The sequence below is a fragment of the Rhizobium sophoriradicis genome (assembly GCF_025200795.1).
In the GTDB taxonomy this organism is placed as follows: Bacteria; Pseudomonadota; Alphaproteobacteria; order Rhizobiales; family Rhizobiaceae; genus Rhizobium; species Rhizobium sophoriradicis.
Genome location: NZ_CP104152.1, coordinates 1 through 14,371, shown reverse-complemented (window position 1 = coordinate 14,371; position 14,371 = coordinate 1). Strand labels below are relative to the sequence as shown.

Sequence of the window (14,371 nt, the reverse complement as noted above, 5' to 3'; positions counted from 1 at the left end):
ACGGATGTTGGAAGGTGGGTTCCCACCAACTGCAACGTGGCGTTTTGGGATGGATCAGGGGCATGCCGGTTAGAAACAGGTTGAAATTCGTAGCTAGGGCACGACCATGATTGAAAACAAAAAGAAGCCAAATCCGATCGACATCCATGTTGGCAGCCGCATTCGCCTTCGCCGAACAATGCTGGGCATGAGCCAGGAAAAGCTTGGCGAAAGCCTCGGCATCACCTTCCAGCAGATCCAGAAATATGAAAAGGGAACCAACCGCGTCGGCGCAAGCCGTCTGCAGAACATCTCGAGCATCTTGAATGTTCCGGTCTCCTTCTTCTTCGAGGATGCGCCCGGCGAACATTCCGGCGCCATTGGCGGCATGGCCGAAACCTCGAGCTCGAATTATGTCGTCGACTTCCTCTCCTCCTCCGAAGGCCTGCAACTGAACCGCGCCTTCGTGAAGATTTCCGATCCCAAGGTTCGCCGCAAGGTCGTGGAACTGGTCAAGGCGCTTGCCGCGGAAGCCGACGCCGACTGATCACAGCTCCCTTCGCAGCATGGAGGCGGCCGAAAGGCCGCTTTTTTGCGTTTTTGGGGCAAAATTTGTCACTTTGCCGCAGATATAAAGATATATTTATGTCCTTCTGCGCTTGTCATCAGCGCACGAACTGAGTACCTACTAGCAAGCTTTTATTCTTTGAGGGGAATCCCGGAATGCGCGCGAATTATCTCTTTACCAGCGAATCTGTTGCCGAAGGTCACCCGGACAAAGTGTGTGACCGCATCTCCGACGAGATCGTCGATCTGGTCTACCGCGAAGCGGCCAAGACCGGCGTCAATCCGTGGGGCGTGCGCATTGCCTGCGAAACGCTGGCGACCACCAACCGCGTCGTCATCGCCGGCGAGGTCCGCCTGCCGCCGAGCCTGATGAAGAAGGACAAGGACGGCAACGACGTCATCAATCCGTCCAAGTTCAAGGCCGCCGCCCGCCGCGCGATCAAGGATATCGGCTACGAGCAGGACGGCTTCCACTGGAAGAAGGCCAAGATCGACGTGCTTCTGCACTCGCAATCGGCCGACATCGCCCAGGGCGTCGACAGCGCCGCCGACCAGCAGGGCGACGAGGGCGCCGGCGACCAGGGCATCATGTTCGGTTATGCCTGCCGCGAGACGCCGGACCTGATGCCGGCGCCAATCTATTATTCCCACAAGATCCTGCAGCTGCTGGCGGCCGCCCGCAAGAAGGGTGATGGCGAAGTCGCCAAGCTCGGCCCCGACGCCAAGAGCCAGGTGACCGTGCGCTATCTCGACGGCAAGCCGTCGGAAGCGACCTCGATCGTGCTTTCCACCCAGCATCTCGATGAGAGCTGGGATTCGAAGAAGGTCCGCGCCGTCGTCGAACCCTATATCCGCGAAGCGCTCGGCGAGCTGAAGATTGCCGATGATTGCAAGTGGTACATCAACCCGACCGGCAAGTTCGTCATCGGCGGCCCGGACGGCGACGCCGGTCTCACTGGCCGCAAGATCATCGTCGATACCTATGGCGGCGCCGCACCGCATGGCGGCGGCGCATTCTCCGGCAAGGACACGACCAAGGTCGACCGTTCGGCCGCTTATGCTGCCCGCTATCTCGCCAAGAACGTCGTGGCCGCCGGCCTTGCCGACCGCTGCACGATCCAGCTCTCCTACGCGATCGGCGTCGCCCAGCCGCTGTCGATCTATGTCGATCTGCACGGCACCGGCAAGGGCGTTTCCGAGGACCAGGTCGAAGCGGCGATCCGCGAGAATATGGACCTGTCGCCGTCGGGCATCCGCCGTCACCTCGACCTCAACAAGCCGATCTACGCCAAGACTTCCGCTTACGGCCATTTCGGCCGCAAGGCCGGCCGCGACGGCTCGTTCTCCTGGGAGCGCACCGACCTCGTCAAGGCGCTGAAGGAAGCCGTCAAGATCAAGGCTGCTGCATGACGGATATGGAACGCCGGGGCCGGGCGACCGAAGCCTTTTTCGGTCGCCGTAAGGGCAAGGCCCTGCGCGAACAGCAGGCTGAGACGTTAAACAGCCTGCTCCCGGCATTCCTCGTCGACCTCTCGGCGGCTCCTCCGGAGCCGCTGACATCCCTCTTTCCGGTTCCCGTCAAAACATTGCGGCTGGAAATCGGTTTCGGCGGTGGCGAGCATTTGATGCACCGCGCCTTGGAACGGCCTGCGACCGGCTTCATCGGCGTCGAGCCCTTCGTCAATTCCATGCAGAAGCTGTTGTCGCGCATCGGCGACACCGGCGCGCGCAATATCCGCGTCTATAATGATGATGCGACGCAGCTGCTCGACTGGCTGCCGGACGCGTCGCTCGACCAGATCGATCTGCTCTATCCCGACCCCTGGCCGAAGCGCAAGCACTGGAAACGCCGCTTCGTGTCGAAGACCAATCTCGACCGCTTCCATCGCGTGCTGAAGGCCGGCGGCCTGTTCTGCTTCGCCTCCGACATCGACACCTATGTGAACTGGACGCTGCTCAAATGCCGGGACCATAGCGGCTTCGACTGGCTCGCCGACAATGCAGCCGACTGGCTGACGCCCTACGAGGGCTGGCCGAGCACCCGCTACGAGGCCAAGGCGCGGCGCGAGGGCCGGTCTTCGGCCTATCTGACGTTTCGGAAAATTTGAGTTTCGACGGCAGCTAAAGGGCAATAGTGACGGGCGTGCCGTGCGGCCCCCTCATCCGACCCTTCGGGCCACCTTCTCCCCGCTGGGCTATTAGATTCACACATTGTCGAAAGCTGATAAGAGGAGGTCTACGCCGCGTTTGGCGGCCTGGAACTGCTGCCATCCGTCGAGCATGACGATTGGCCCAGGCTTGCCGTAGTAGCCGGTCCATCCGCCGAGGCGGGCGCAGACCCAGGCGGCATAGGCCAGCGACCCTTTGGGATGCGGGTTCTTCTGTTTGGCGGTGTTGCCCTGAAGCTTGGCGCAGAAGGCTTCCAGCAGCGGCCGGTCGCTCGGCTCGAAGGCGTCTTCGATGGGGCGCAAGGTGCTGCCGGGTGGGGCGCCGTCGCGAGCATGAACCAGTTGTTGCACGATGACGGCGGCGACGAAGGCGGCCGTCACCAGATTGCTCAGCGCCCCCGCGTCCTCGATGCGCAGGCCTTCGATGTCGAAGCCCTGGGTCTTCAGGGTGCGGAACAATTGCTCGATCGTCCAGCGGCGGCGATAAAGGGCGATGACCGCCGCCGCCTGGTCGGCATCCGACACCGCGTAGGTCGTCAGCAGCCGCCAATGGATCGGCGTCTCGCCCGGTGGCGGCGTGCTCTCGCGCACATCCAGCAGATAAAGGCGCACCCCACCCGGGGTCTTCTTGTAGATGCCGTTCTTCGGGGGCAGCAATGTCACCGCGCTGAAGCGGATCGCCAGCTGCGTGTCGCGCTGCTTGCGGCCCGGCTTGGCCGGCAGGGTGAAGGCAAGGTTTGCCGCAACCGGCAAGGCATCGGCCATGGCAAATAGCGACGGCTGGTCTTTGCCGAAACTGCGGTCTTTGGCGGCGCGCACGACAAGGTCGACATTGGCAGGCCTGCGGGTGAAGGCCTCGTAGATATCGCTTTCGCGGTCGGCAATGACGGTGATGTGGCGCGCCGCTGCGCAAACCTCAGCCGCCCGGTCGGCGCCCTCCAGCCAGCGATAGCTCTCCTTCTCTTCGATCGCACGCGCCCGCTGGGTGCCGCGCTTGCCCTGGTCGCGGCTTAGAAACTGTCCATGGATCGCCCCGACGATCGCGCCATCGTCGGCGTCGACCCCGATCATCGCATGCAGATAAAGACCGCCACCGCCGCTGGAACGGACCACCGTCGTATCCTGAATGGCCAGGATGTGCCGATCCGCGCAGCGGCCGGCCGTGCGCAAGGCCGCTTCATCGATCATCGCCTGCGGATCGACCGCTCCATTGCGTAAGAACCGGGTCAAGCGGATCTCTCCGGCCCGATTGCCGCCGAGCTTGCGCACCCGCATTCCCTGGCCGGCCGTCGCAATAAGGCGCTCCAGCAAGAACGCCCCCCTTTTTCCAGGCGACGGTCGCCAAACCGCCCCAGGCTCAAATCATCCATCGCTCAATTCTCCTGCTTGCAGCAAGAGAATCAGAACGCCATTCCATAGGCAATTCTAAATGTGTGAATGCCATAGCCCCGCTGGGGAGAAGAAGGAGAATGCCGCTTCGGCATCTGCCCCATTTGGACGGAGTGCCTTTAAGCAGACAGGTTCATTTTAGGCAGTGTCTGCACAGCTTGCTCCCTCTTCTCCCCTCGGGGAGAAGGTGGCCCGAAGGGTCGGATGAGGGGGCCACAGGCACAGCACCATCGGGCGATCAGCCCATCCTGAAGCAACGTCGCGACATTAGGCGCTATCTGACGGTCAGTGCAGGCTGACCGTCTTCAGTTCGTCCTCGGCAGCCTTGAAGAAGGTGCTGGAGCGGTTGTCTGTCAACAGGATCGGCGTGCCGTCGGCACCGAAGAGCGCCCAGAGATCGACGTTCGGATCGATATCCGGCGCCTCGGGGAAACACTTGGCGACCTCTTCGGTGCGCATTTTTCTGATATAGGCGACCTCGCCGTTGCCGATGTGGGCAAGCTCGGATTTGGTCAAGTGAGACGTGGCTTCTTTCATCAACATTCCTGTTCCTCCGGAAGAAGGGACCAACGGTTCGACAAACCGTTGTGCTACTGTGAAACCGAAATGTTAATTTTCTTGACCATGCGCGCGGGTTCCGGCCGAATTAGATCGACGGAGAGCAGGCCGTTCTTCAGGCCGGCGCCGAGCACCTGCATGCCGTCGGCAAGAACGAAGGTGCGCTGGAACTGGCGGGCGGCGATGCCGCGATAGAGAAAGTCCCGCTCGCCATGTTCCACCTGGCGGCCGCGGATGACAAGCTGATTCTCTTCGGTAGAAACGTCGAGTTCCTCCTCGCTGAAGCCGGCAACCGCAAGGGTGATGCGCAGACGTTCCGGCGCGCCGCTGTCAGCGGCGATGCGTTCAATATTGTAGGGCGGATATCCGTCGCTCGCCTTGGAAATGCGCTCCAGCGTCTTTTCCATGGCATCGAAGCCCAGAAGCAGCGGGCTGGCGAAAGGGGTAATGCGGCTCATCTCTTTTCAAGTCCTTGATGCAAGCGACCATCCCGGACCTCAAGCGCAGCATCCGGATGCCGCTAATATGGGGACAGGACCCCGGCGCTGCAAGGCACAGGCGGTCCATCGGCGACGCCTCCCGAATTTAACTCGTCTCAAGCCTAAGATGGCCGGCACCGGTCTCCTTGCTTGACAAAGCGGCTATCGCCTCGCATCAAAACATTCCCGTGGCGACATGTGCTGATTTGTGACGGGAAATGAAGAAGTGGTGCATGCCGCAGCAACGGGCATGGCAAGGACGGGACGATCGCATGGCAAGCGCAAGAAAAATCATCATCGACACGGATCCCGGCCAGGACGACGCGGCCGCCATCATGCTGGCCTTCGGCAGCCCCGACGAGCTGGAGGTGCTGGGGATCACCACCGTCGCCGGCAATGTGCCGCTAACCCTCACCAGCCGCAATGCGCGCATCGTCTGCGAGCTCTGCGGCCGGCCGGAGACGAAGGTTTTCGCCGGTGCCGATAAGCCGATCGCCCGCAAGCTGGTGACGGCGGAGCACGTGCACGGCAAGACCGGCCTCGACGGTCCCGAGCTCGCCGAGCCGACGATGGCGCTGCAGCCGGCCCATTCCGTCGACTTCATCATCGAGACGCTGCGCCGCGAGCCGGAAGGAACCGTGACGCTCTGCACGCTCGGGCCGCTCACCAATATCGGCATGGCCTTTCAGAAGGCACCCGATATCATCCCGCGCATTCGCGAATTGGTGATGATGGGCGGCGGCTTCTTCGAGGGCGGCAACATCACGCCCGCGGCCGAGTTCAACATCTATGTCGATCCGGAAGCCGCCGACATCGTCTTCCGCTCCGGTATTTCGATCGTCATGATGCCGCTTGACGTGACGCACCAGTTGCTGACCCGCAAGGACCGGGTGAAGCGCATGGCCGAGATCGGCACGGCGCCGGCAAAGGCGATGGTCGAGATGCTGGAATTCTTCGAGCGCTTCGATATCGAGAAATACGGCTCCGACGGCGGGCCGCTGCACGACCCCACGGTTATCGCCTACCTCCTGAAGCCGGAGCTTTTCCAGGGCCGGGACTGCAATGTCGAAATCGAGGTGCAGTCCGAGCTTACCGTCGGCATGACCGTGGTCGACTGGTGGCATGTGACGGAGCGCAAGCGCAATGCGAAGGTGATGCGCCATGTCGATGCGGACGGCTTCTTCGATCTTTTGATCGAGCGCTTCGCCCGCATCTGATTTTGTCTTCCTTCTCCAACAAAAGAGAAGGAAGCGATCTCAGGCGTCCTTCTCGTCGAAGACGGAATTGGCCTCTGCCTCGACCGGCTTCGGCCCGCCCTTGGCGACACCGACCATGGCCGGACGCAGCACGCGCTCGCCGATGGTGAAGCCCGCCTGCACGACCTGGACGACCGTGTTGTTCGGCACCTCCGGGTTCGGCACCTCGAACATCGCCTGATGGAAATTCGGATCGAACTTCTGGCCGACCGGCTCGAGTTTGCGCACGCCATGGCGCTCGAGCGCCGACAGCATGGCCCGCTCGGTCATCTCCACACCCTCGATCAGCGTGGTCAGGCCGGCATCGGCCGTGGCCTTGGCTTCCGGAGAGATGGCATCCAGCGCCCGGCGCAGATTATCGGAGACGGCGAGCATGTCGCGGGCAAAACCGGCGACCGAATAGGACTTGGCGTCCTTGACCTCGCGCTCGGTGCGGCGGCGCAGATTGTCCATCTCGGCGGCAAGGCGCAGGTAGCGGTCGCGCAGCTCGCTGTTTTCGGCTTTCAGAAGCTCAAGCGGGTCTGGCTGGGCGGTCTCTTCCTGCACGGTATCGTTCTCGACGTAGGCGGCAGCGTCGGCTGCGGAATCGGCCGCAGTTGCGTCAGGTCCGTTTTTCGTCGTTTCATCGATCATGACGGTCTCCGGTTGGTGTCTTCAGATGCGCCCGATATCGAGGTTTGACCGAAAAAAATCAAGCCTGCGTGACAAAGAAGCGAAAATTCCGCGGACTTGCGCGCTAATGCATGTCGCCCGGAAGTGTGCAGCGGTTCCGGGATAACGACATGGATCAAAACAATGAGCTAAAGCGCGTCAAAGCGGATTGCGCGAAAGGCGGGAGACGAGCTGGGCGGTGTAATCCACCATCGGCACGATGCGGGAATAATTGAGCCGCGTCGGGCCGATGACGCCGACAGCGCCGACGATCCGATCGTCATCATCACGATAGGGGGCGACGATCAGCGATGAGCCCGACAGCGAGAAGAGCTTGTTTTCCGAGCCGATGAAGATGCGCACGCCCGAGCCGCTTTCGGCCAGATTGAGGATCTCGATCAGGCTGTCCTTCTTTTCGAGATCGTCGAACAGCATGCGCAGCCGGTCGAGATCCTCGGCGCCACCGAGCCCTTCGAGCAGGTTGGCGCGGCCGCGAATGATCAGCTGGGCGGGCTTTCCTTCGTCCGGGCTGCCGGCCCAGACGGCGATGCCGCGCTCGACGAGATCGCGCGAGAGCGCATCGAGCTCGTGGCGGACATCATCCTTCAGCCGGCTCAATTGTTTGCGCAGCTCCGGCAGGGTCTGGCCGGACATGTGCGCATTGAGGAAATTTGCCGCCTCCGTCAGCTGCGAGGAGGTGACGCCGGCCGGCAGCTCGATGATGCGGTTTTCCACCTGGTCGTGATCGCCGACGAGCACGGCGAGCGCCTTTGTCGGCTCCAGCCGGATGAACTCGACATGTTTCAGCACCGGATCGCTCTTCGAGGTGATGACGAGGCCGGCGCCGCGCGAAATGCCCGACAGCATGCGGCTCGCCTCATTCATCATCGATTCGACCGGATTGCCGCCGCTTTCGGCCCGCACCTGACGGTCGATATTTGCGCGCTCCTCGGCGGAGAGATCGCCGATCTGCATGAAGGCATCGACGAAGAAGCGCAGGCCGATCTGGGTCGGCAGCCGGCCGGCGCTGACATGCGGCGAATAGATCAGGCCGAGTTCTTCGAGATCGCTCATGACGTTGCGCACCGAGGCCGGCGACAGCGACATCGGCAGGAGGCGGGATAGATTGCGCGAGCCGAGTGGTTCACCGCTTTCCAGATACCCTTCGACGATGCGGCGAAAGATTTCCCGGGAGCGCTCGTCCAGCACGGCAACGGCATCTGAAACCGACGTCGACCTGATGCCCATGAAGCTCTCGAACCCACACTGATGATGCTTCCCGAAAATATAGTCAAACTCAGCCCCGTGGCAAAAGGGAATTTGCAAATGGGCGCAGCCAATCGTAGAAGCGGTCAGCAACTCCAGGAGATAAGAATGCGGCCTTCAGGCAGAAAAACCGACCAGATGCGCAAGGTCTCGTTCGAGCGCAACTTTTCCAAGCATGCGGAAGGCTCCTGCCTGGTGAAGTTCGGCGATACGCATGTGCTGTGTACCGCAAGCCTCGAGGAAAAGACGCCGCCGTGGCTGCGCAATACCGGCAAAGGCTGGGTGACGGCCGAATACGGCATGCTGCCGCGGGCGACTGGCGAACGCATGAAGCGCGAGGCGGCCGCCGGCAAGCAGGGTGGCCGCACCCAGGAAATCCAGCGGCTGATCGGCCGGTCCCTGCGCGCCGTCGTTGATCTGCAGGCGCTCGGCGAACGGCAGATCACCCTCGATTGCGATGTCATCCAGGCCGATGGCGGCACGCGGACCGCGTCGATCACCGGTGGCTGGATCGCGCTTTACGATTGCCTGAAGTGGATGGAAAGCCGCAACATGATCAAGGTTGACCGGGTCCTGAAGGATCATGTCGCCGCCATCTCCTGCGGCGTCTTCGCCAGCCAGGCGGTGATCGACCTCGACTACCTCGAGGATTCTTCGGCTGAGACCGATGCCAATTTCGTCATGACCGGCGCCGGCGGCATCGTCGAGATCCAGGGCACGGCCGAAGGCACGCCGTTTACCGAAGAGGAATTCACCTCGCTGATGGGTCTTGCCAAGAACGGCATCGGCGAACTCGTCGCCCTGCAGAAACAAGCGATTGCGGGATGACCCCCATGCTGGAAGGCATGCTGGAAACGGCGCTTTATGCGCGGGATCTCGATGCGGCCGAGGTCTTCTACGAAGACGTTCTCGGACTTGAAAAGATCACCCGTGCGGCCAACCGGCATGTCTTCTTCCGCTGCGGCCCCGGCGTGCTGCTGATCTTCAACCCCGAGGAAACGGTCAAGCCGCCGGCGCCCAATGCGCTGCAGGTGCCGCCGCACGGCACGAGCGGCGAGGGCCATGCCTGCTTCCGGGTCGCCGGCCGCAATATCGATGCGATGGCCGAACGGCTGAAGGCGGCAGGTGTGGCGATCGAATCCGAGGTGCATTGGCCGAATGGCGGCCGCTCGATCTATTTCCGCGATCCGGCCGGCAACAGCCTGGAATGCGCGGAGGCGAAAATCTGGGGCATCGAACAGGATATCTGAATGCGCAAGCTTGAAACGAAGACCATCGTTGTCGCCAGCCACAATGCCGGCAAGATCCGCGAGATCCAGGAACTGATCGGGCCGCTCGGCTTCACCGCAAAATCGGCAGCCGAGCTGAATTTCGTCGAGCCCGACGAAACCGGCACCAGCTTCGAGGAAAATGCGACGATCAAGGCGGTCGCCTCCGCCCATGCCGCCGGCATGCCGGCGCTGTCGGACGATTCCGGGCTGGTGGTCGACGCGCTCGGCGGCGATCCCGGCGTCTACACCGCCAATTGGGCGGAAAGAGCCGACGGCACGCGCGATTTCGACATGGCGATGGCGAAGGTGGAAAAGGCGCTGCAGGATGCCGGCGCCACGACGCCTGAACAGCGCACCGCGCGTTTTGTCAGCGTGCTCTGCCTCGCCTGGCCGGACGGGCATACCGAACTCTTCCGCGGCGAAGTGGAAGGCAATGTCGTCTGGCCGCCGCGCGGCACGCAGGGCTTCGGCTACGATCCGGTCTTCCAGCCGGAGGGTTACGGCGTTACCTTCGGTGAGATGAGCGGCGAGGAAAAACACGGCTGGAATATCGGCAAGCCGCAGGCGCTGTCGCACCGGGCGCGCGCCTTCAAACTCTTCGTCGAAACCTGCCTGGAGGCATAAGGTCACCACGTGGACAATTTCGATACGCCAAGCTCCCCGCGCGATGCAGCGCTGCTGCCCGATACCGGCGAGCCCGGCTTCGGCGTCTATGTCCATTGGCCCTTCTGCGCCGCGAAGTGTCCCTATTGCGACTTCAACAGCCATGTGCGCCACCAGCCGGTGGATCAGGAGCGCTTTGCCGCCGCCTTCCTGATGGAGACGGCGGCGGTGCGGGCGATGAGCGGGCCGAAGACGGTGACGAGCATCTTCCTCGGCGGCGGCACGCCCTCGCTGATGCATCCGGAAACGGTTTCCGCCATTCTCGACGGCATTGCCCGGCACTGGCACGTGCCTGACGGTATCGAGATCACCATGGAGGCCAATCCATCAAGCGTCGAGGCCGAGCGCTTCCGCGGCTACCGGGCAGCCGGCGTCAATCGTGTCTCGCTCGGCGTGCAGGCGCTTGATGATCGCGACCTGAAATTCCTCGGCCGGCTGCATGATGTCGCCGACGCGCTGAAGGCGATCCGGCTAGCGCGCGACATTTTTCCGCGCATGTCCTTCGACCTCATCTATGCCCGGCCGAACCAGACGGTCGAGGAATGGGAACGCGAGCTGAGGCAGGCGATCTCCTACGCGGTCGACCATCTTTCGCTTTATCAGCTGACCATCGAGGAAGGCACGCCCTTCTACGGTCTGCACAAGGCGGGCAAGCTGATCGTGCCGGATGGCGAGCAATCGGCCGTGCTCTATGAGGCGACGCAGGAGATCACCGCGCGCGAGGGCATGCCCGCCTATGAGGTCTCCAACCACGCCCGGTCGGGTGCGGAAAGCCGGCACAATCTGACCTACTGGCGTTACGGCGATTATGCCGGCATCGGGCCGGGCGCGCACGGCCGGCTGACGCGCGGCCGCGAGAAGATCGCGACGGCGACCGAGCGCAAGCCGGAAGCCTGGCTCGACATGGTCGAGCGCGACGGCCACGGCATTCTCGACGAGGAGCGGCTGGGTTATGAGGAGCAGTCCGACGAATTGCTGCTGATGGGGCTGCGGCTGCGGGAAGGTGTCGATCTCGCCCGCTGGCAGCAGCTTTCCGGCCGCGAGCTCGACCCGAAGCGCGAAGAATTTCTGCTTGAGCATAAATTCATCGAGCGGATCGGCAATTCACGGCTGCGCTGCACACCGGCCGGCATGCTGATCCTCGATTCCGTCGTCGCCGACCTCGCCTGCTGATGTCGGACAACGGATTGTTTCCAGTGATAACCTTACCGCCGCGCCGATATCATTTTCAGCCGTGGCCGCTGCATAATTCCTTAAATCGAAATCGATTTAAGGATAAATATGCAGCAATTCAAAGTGCTACAGCGTCCTTTGCGCGCCTGAAGAGACGCGCGGCGCTGTAGTAGCGCCCGCCTTGAACAGGCTGCCGGTCGGCGTCTTCAGGAACATCTCCAGCGGAATATGCTCCTGGTGCAGGAAGCCGGTCGCCGGCAACAGCCCATCGCGGACCATCTCGATGACGGCGACGACCGAAGCCGAGGTCGTCCAGGCGATCGCCGTGCGGCGCGCGCCGGCAATCTCGATCGGATAATAGGCGCGCACGAATTCCTTGCGGCGCAGGCTGCCATTCTCCGTCCCCTCGGCGGCGACGTGGACGTAGACGACGTCGTCTTCGACGGGCGGCTTGGCATTGGTCAGGATCTCGCCGGCGAGTGCGCGCTTGTCGCGCATCAGAAGCTCATGGAAGAAGAAGTTCATCAGCTCCATATGGCCGGGGTAACGCATGGTCTTGTAGTCGAGATTGTCGATCTTGCCGAGCATGGTGTCGCACATGGTGCCGAGACCGCCCGAAGTGGTGAAGGCTTCGAGCTTGACGCCGCCGACATAGACCGTCTCATGCCATTCCATCGGCGAGACCAGCTTGCGCACACCGCCCTCGATGACCTCGCAATCGTTCAGATATTCGTTGACGACACCCTCCGGCGACCAGTTGAAGGCATAGCCGAGAAGGCCGGTTGGATGTTGCGGCAGGGCACCGACGCGCATGCGGATCGAGCGGCAGCGATCGAAGCCGTCGGCAAGGCTTGCGCCGACGATGCCGACGAAGCCCGGCGCCAGCCCGCATTGCGGCGCCATCAGGCCGCGGGCCGTCTTCGACAGTTCGATGATGAAATTGGTGGTGGGAACGTCTTCGGTCAGATCGAAATAATGGATGCCGGCAAGATGGGCGGCGCGGGCCAGTTCGATGTTGAGGTGATAGGGCAGGCAGGAGAGCACCGCCTCGACAGTGGAGAGCAGTTCGCCGATCACCTGAACGTCGGAAATATCGCCGGTGCGGCACTTGAAGGGCAAATCGCCCAGCGGCAATTGTGCATCGACGCCGATGACGTCGAAGCCGCCTTCATGCAACAGCGTCGCCGCCAGCCGTCCGACCTTGCCCAGGCCGAGAACGGCGATCTTTTTGAAACTCATGCATATCCTCCCACGCGCCCGCTTCGGCGCTTTCATTTTGTCCGATGCGCGCCGCTTCAGATCGGCGTGCACGGAATGGGCGGAGGTATAGAATAAAAAGCTTATAAAGGAAAACGGCCGGAATCGCTTCCGGCCGCCGAATGTCCTGGAAAATCCACCAATTATTCGTTGATCAGCCGCTTCAGCAGCTCGATTTCGTGGGAAAGCTTGGTGTCTCCCGATATCAGCTCCTCGATCTTGCGCACGGCGTGCAGCACGGTGGTGTGATCACGCCCGCCGAAACGGCGGCCGATCTCGGGGAAGGAGCGCGGCGTCAGCGTTTTCGAAAGATACATGGCGATCTGGCGCGGCTTGACGATGACGCGGGTGCGGCGATTGGAGACCAGTTCCTGACGCGAGACATTGTAATGCCGGGCGACGATGCGCTGGATATCCTCGATGCGGACACGGCGCGGTTCGCCGGAGCCGACGAGATGAGCAAGCAGTTCGTCGACGCGCTCGATCGACAGGTTCGGCTCGAAGGAGCGGCGGAAGATCAGCTGGTTGAAGGCGCCTTCGAGTTCGCGGCCGCTGGCCGTGATGTTGCGGGCTACGTGCTGGAGCAGATCGGCCGGAATTTCGAGCGACGGATCCTCCTGGCGGGCAGCCGCAAGGCGCCGCTTGAGGATTTCGAGACGCATTTCGTAATCCGGCGCATCGAGTTCGATCGCCACACCGCCCTGCAGGCGCGAGCGGACACGAGGATCGAGCGATTCCAGCTCCCAGGGCGCGCGGTCGGCGGCGACGACCACCTGCTTGGCGCTGTCGAGCAGCATGTTGAGGAGATGGCAGAATTCGTGCTGGATCATTTTGCCCTGCAGGAACTGCATGTCGTCGATGATCAAGAGGTCGATGTTGCGCAGCGAATCCTTCAGCGTCAGCGCGTCGTTGTCGCGGATCGCGGTGGCGAAGCGCCACATGAAATATTCCGCCGTCAGATAGACGACGCGCAGAGCCCGCGGGTTCTGCACCGCGGCATTGGCAATCGCCTGCAGCAGGTGCGTCTTGCCGAGCCCGACCGTTGAATGGACAAAGAGCGGATTGAAGCGCACGGCGCCGGAACCGGCTTCCGCGATCGTCTTGGCAGCCGCAAGCGCAACGCGGTTCGAGCTGCCTTCCACGAAGGTATCGAAGGTGAAACGGCTATCGAGCGGCGAGCCGAAGAGCGGCGAACCCAGGCTTGCCGGCCTTGCGGCGGCAGCAGCCGAAACCGCCTGCTGCACGGCCTGGCTGGCCGGCTGGGCGCTTGCCGGGCGGCGCATCTGCGCGGGAGCGGCCGGCTCGGGCTGGACCGCCTCGTCGGCGCCCTTCATGCCGCTGCGCGTTGCCGTGCGCACCAGGATTTCGATCTTCAAGATTTCCGGGTCTTCGGCCTGGAACAGACCGGTGATGAGATCAAGATAACGATTGTTGATCCACGACTTCAGGAAGGTCGTGGGAACCGACAGGCGAACGACGCTCTTCGAAACCGAATGCAGCTTCAACCTGGCAAACCAGCTGGCATAGACGTCAGGACCGACCTGGGCCTTCAAGCGCGCGCTGACGCGCTCGAACAATATGCTCTGCTTCATTTCCGCCTTTGCTTCTCCCATTTCAAGGCGAATGGAGCCGAACGCCTGCGGTGCCGCATCCCCATTGTCGTGCCCGCCTGCCGTCATCGTATTCATCTGCAT

Annotated in this window: 15 protein-coding genes; 8 read left to right on the top strand and 7 right to left on the bottom strand. The window is 62.3% G+C overall.

Annotated features, from left to right (window positions below; genetic code table 11):
- Positions 1-106 precede the first annotated feature (106 nt).
- The 3 genes from N2597_RS00075 to trmB all read left to right on the top strand — a co-directional run bounded on the left by N2597_RS00075 (position 107) and on the right by trmB (position 2,654).
- A complete protein-coding gene (locus tag N2597_RS00075; protein WP_038686469.1) occupies positions 107-526 on the top strand; it encodes a helix-turn-helix domain-containing protein in 420 nt (139 codons plus the stop codon).
- Positions 527-702: 176 nt separating this feature from the next.
- On the top strand, positions 703-1,956 hold the full coding sequence (metK, locus tag N2597_RS00070) for a methionine adenosyltransferase (RefSeq protein WP_038686468.1): 1,254 nt from the start codon (positions 703-705) through the stop codon (positions 1,954-1,956).
- On the top strand, positions 1,953-2,654 hold the full coding sequence (trmB, locus tag N2597_RS00065; RefSeq protein ID WP_096763022.1) for a tRNA (guanine(46)-N(7))-methyltransferase TrmB: 702 nt from the start codon (positions 1,953-1,955) through the stop codon (positions 2,652-2,654). The genes metK and trmB overlap by 4 nt, the downstream gene beginning before the upstream one ends.
- Positions 2,655-2,750: 96 nt before the next feature.
- On the opposite strand, the gene N2597_RS00060 is transcribed toward trmB, so the two are convergent.
- The 3 genes from N2597_RS00060 to N2597_RS00050 form a co-directional block, all read right to left on the bottom strand.
- Entirely contained in the window at positions 2,751-4,025 is a 1,275-nt protein-coding gene (locus tag N2597_RS00060) for an IS4 family transposase (protein WP_341356211.1), read from the bottom strand.
- Between the two features lie 363 nt (positions 4,026-4,388).
- On the bottom strand, positions 4,389-4,646 hold the full coding sequence (locus tag N2597_RS00055; protein ID WP_008524631.1) for a BQ00720 family protein: 258 nt from the start codon (positions 4,644-4,646) through the stop codon (positions 4,389-4,391).
- A 47-nt stretch (positions 4,647-4,693) separates the two neighbouring features.
- Complete coding sequence (locus N2597_RS00050; RefSeq protein WP_009995207.1) at positions 4,694-5,119, bottom strand: Hsp20 family protein; 426 nt, start codon at positions 5,117-5,119, stop codon at positions 4,694-4,696.
- A gap of 293 nt (positions 5,120-5,412) precedes the next feature.
- On the opposite strand from N2597_RS00050, the gene N2597_RS00045 reads away from it, so the two are divergent.
- Positions 5,413-6,357: a nucleoside hydrolase gene (locus N2597_RS00045; RefSeq protein WP_096763105.1), complete on the top strand. Its 945-nt coding sequence runs from the start codon at positions 5,413-5,415 to the stop codon at positions 6,355-6,357.
- Positions 6,358-6,396: 39 nt separating this feature from the next.
- Here N2597_RS00045 and grpE read toward each other — a convergent pair whose 3' ends face one another.
- Positions 6,397-7,029, bottom strand: coding sequence for a nucleotide exchange factor GrpE (gene grpE, locus N2597_RS00040; protein WP_183600029.1), 633 nt, complete (start codon positions 7,027-7,029; stop codon positions 6,397-6,399).
- Between the two features lie 177 nt (positions 7,030-7,206).
- Complete coding sequence (gene hrcA / locus N2597_RS00035; RefSeq protein ID WP_038686460.1) at positions 7,207-8,295, bottom strand: heat-inducible transcriptional repressor HrcA; 1,089 nt, start codon at positions 8,293-8,295, stop codon at positions 7,207-7,209.
- A 126-nt stretch (positions 8,296-8,421) separates the two neighbouring features.
- Between hrcA and rph the strand changes: the two genes are divergently transcribed.
- From rph to hemW, 4 genes are read left to right on the top strand one after another with little or no spacing between them, the layout of a single operon-like run.
- Positions 8,422-9,141 carry a ribonuclease PH gene (gene rph / locus N2597_RS00030; RefSeq protein WP_038686459.1) on the top strand — a complete coding sequence of 240 codons (720 nt, stop codon included), beginning with the start codon at positions 8,422-8,424 and terminating at the stop codon, positions 9,139-9,141.
- Positions 9,138-9,563 carry a VOC family protein gene (locus tag N2597_RS00025; RefSeq protein ID WP_183600031.1) on the top strand — a complete coding sequence of 142 codons (426 nt, stop codon included), beginning with the start codon at positions 9,138-9,140 and terminating at the stop codon, positions 9,561-9,563. Before rph ends, N2597_RS00025 begins: the two co-directional genes overlap by 4 nt.
- The gene (gene rdgB, locus N2597_RS00020; protein WP_009988396.1) at positions 9,564-10,208 is read left to right on the top strand and encodes an RdgB/HAM1 family non-canonical purine NTP pyrophosphatase; all 645 of its coding nucleotides are present in this window, start codon (positions 9,564-9,566) and stop codon (positions 10,206-10,208) included.
- A 9-nt stretch (positions 10,209-10,217) separates the two neighbouring features.
- Positions 10,218-11,420, top strand: a complete 1,203-nt coding sequence (gene hemW, locus N2597_RS00015; RefSeq protein ID WP_183600033.1) for a radical SAM family heme chaperone HemW — start codon at positions 10,218-10,220, stop codon at positions 11,418-11,420.
- A gap of 126 nt (positions 11,421-11,546) precedes the next feature.
- Here hemW and N2597_RS00010 read toward each other — a convergent pair whose 3' ends face one another.
- Positions 11,547-12,659 (bottom strand): saccharopine dehydrogenase family protein, encoded by a 1,113-nt coding sequence (locus N2597_RS00010; RefSeq protein WP_096763026.1) that lies wholly within the window; start codon positions 12,657-12,659, stop codon positions 11,547-11,549.
- A gap of 161 nt (positions 12,660-12,820) precedes the next feature.
- The gene (dnaA, locus tag N2597_RS00005; RefSeq protein WP_096763027.1) at positions 12,821-14,371 is read right to left on the bottom strand and encodes a chromosomal replication initiator protein DnaA; all 1,551 of its coding nucleotides are present in this window, start codon (positions 14,369-14,371) and stop codon (positions 12,821-12,823) included.

Bases quoted from the DNA above. Each gene is read 5' to 3' on its own strand.
- N2597_RS00075 (WP_038686469.1), top strand. From the start codon at position 107: ATGATTGAAAACAAAAAGAAGCCAAATCCGATCGACATCCATGTTGGC.
- metK (WP_038686468.1), top strand. From the start codon at position 703: ATGCGCGCGAATTATCTCTTTACCAGCGAATCTGTTGCCGAAGGTCAC.
- trmB (WP_096763022.1), top strand. From the start codon at position 1,953: ATGACGGATATGGAACGCCGGGGCCGGGCGACCGAAGCCTTTTTCGGT.
- N2597_RS00055 (WP_008524631.1), bottom strand. From the start codon at position 4,646: ATGTTGATGAAAGAAGCCACGTCTCACTTGACCAAATCCGAGCTTGCC.
- N2597_RS00050 (WP_009995207.1), bottom strand. From the start codon at position 5,119: ATGAGCCGCATTACCCCTTTCGCCAGCCCGCTGCTTCTGGGCTTCGAT.
- N2597_RS00045 (WP_096763105.1), top strand. From the start codon at position 5,413: ATGGCAAGCGCAAGAAAAATCATCATCGACACGGATCCCGGCCAGGAC.
- grpE (WP_183600029.1), bottom strand. From the start codon at position 7,029: ATGATCGATGAAACGACGAAAAACGGACCTGACGCAACTGCGGCCGAT.
- hrcA (WP_038686460.1), bottom strand. From the start codon at position 8,295: ATGGGCATCAGGTCGACGTCGGTTTCAGATGCCGTTGCCGTGCTGGAC.
- rph (WP_038686459.1), top strand. From the start codon at position 8,422: ATGCGGCCTTCAGGCAGAAAAACCGACCAGATGCGCAAGGTCTCGTTC.
- N2597_RS00025 (WP_183600031.1), top strand. From the start codon at position 9,138: ATGACCCCCATGCTGGAAGGCATGCTGGAAACGGCGCTTTATGCGCGG.
- rdgB (WP_009988396.1), top strand. From the start codon at position 9,564: ATGCGCAAGCTTGAAACGAAGACCATCGTTGTCGCCAGCCACAATGCC.
- N2597_RS00010 (WP_096763026.1), bottom strand. From the start codon at position 12,659: ATGAGTTTCAAAAAGATCGCCGTTCTCGGCCTGGGCAAGGTCGGACGG.
- dnaA (WP_096763027.1), bottom strand. From the start codon at position 14,371: ATGCAGATGAATACGATGACGGCAGGCGGGCACGACAATGGGGATGCG.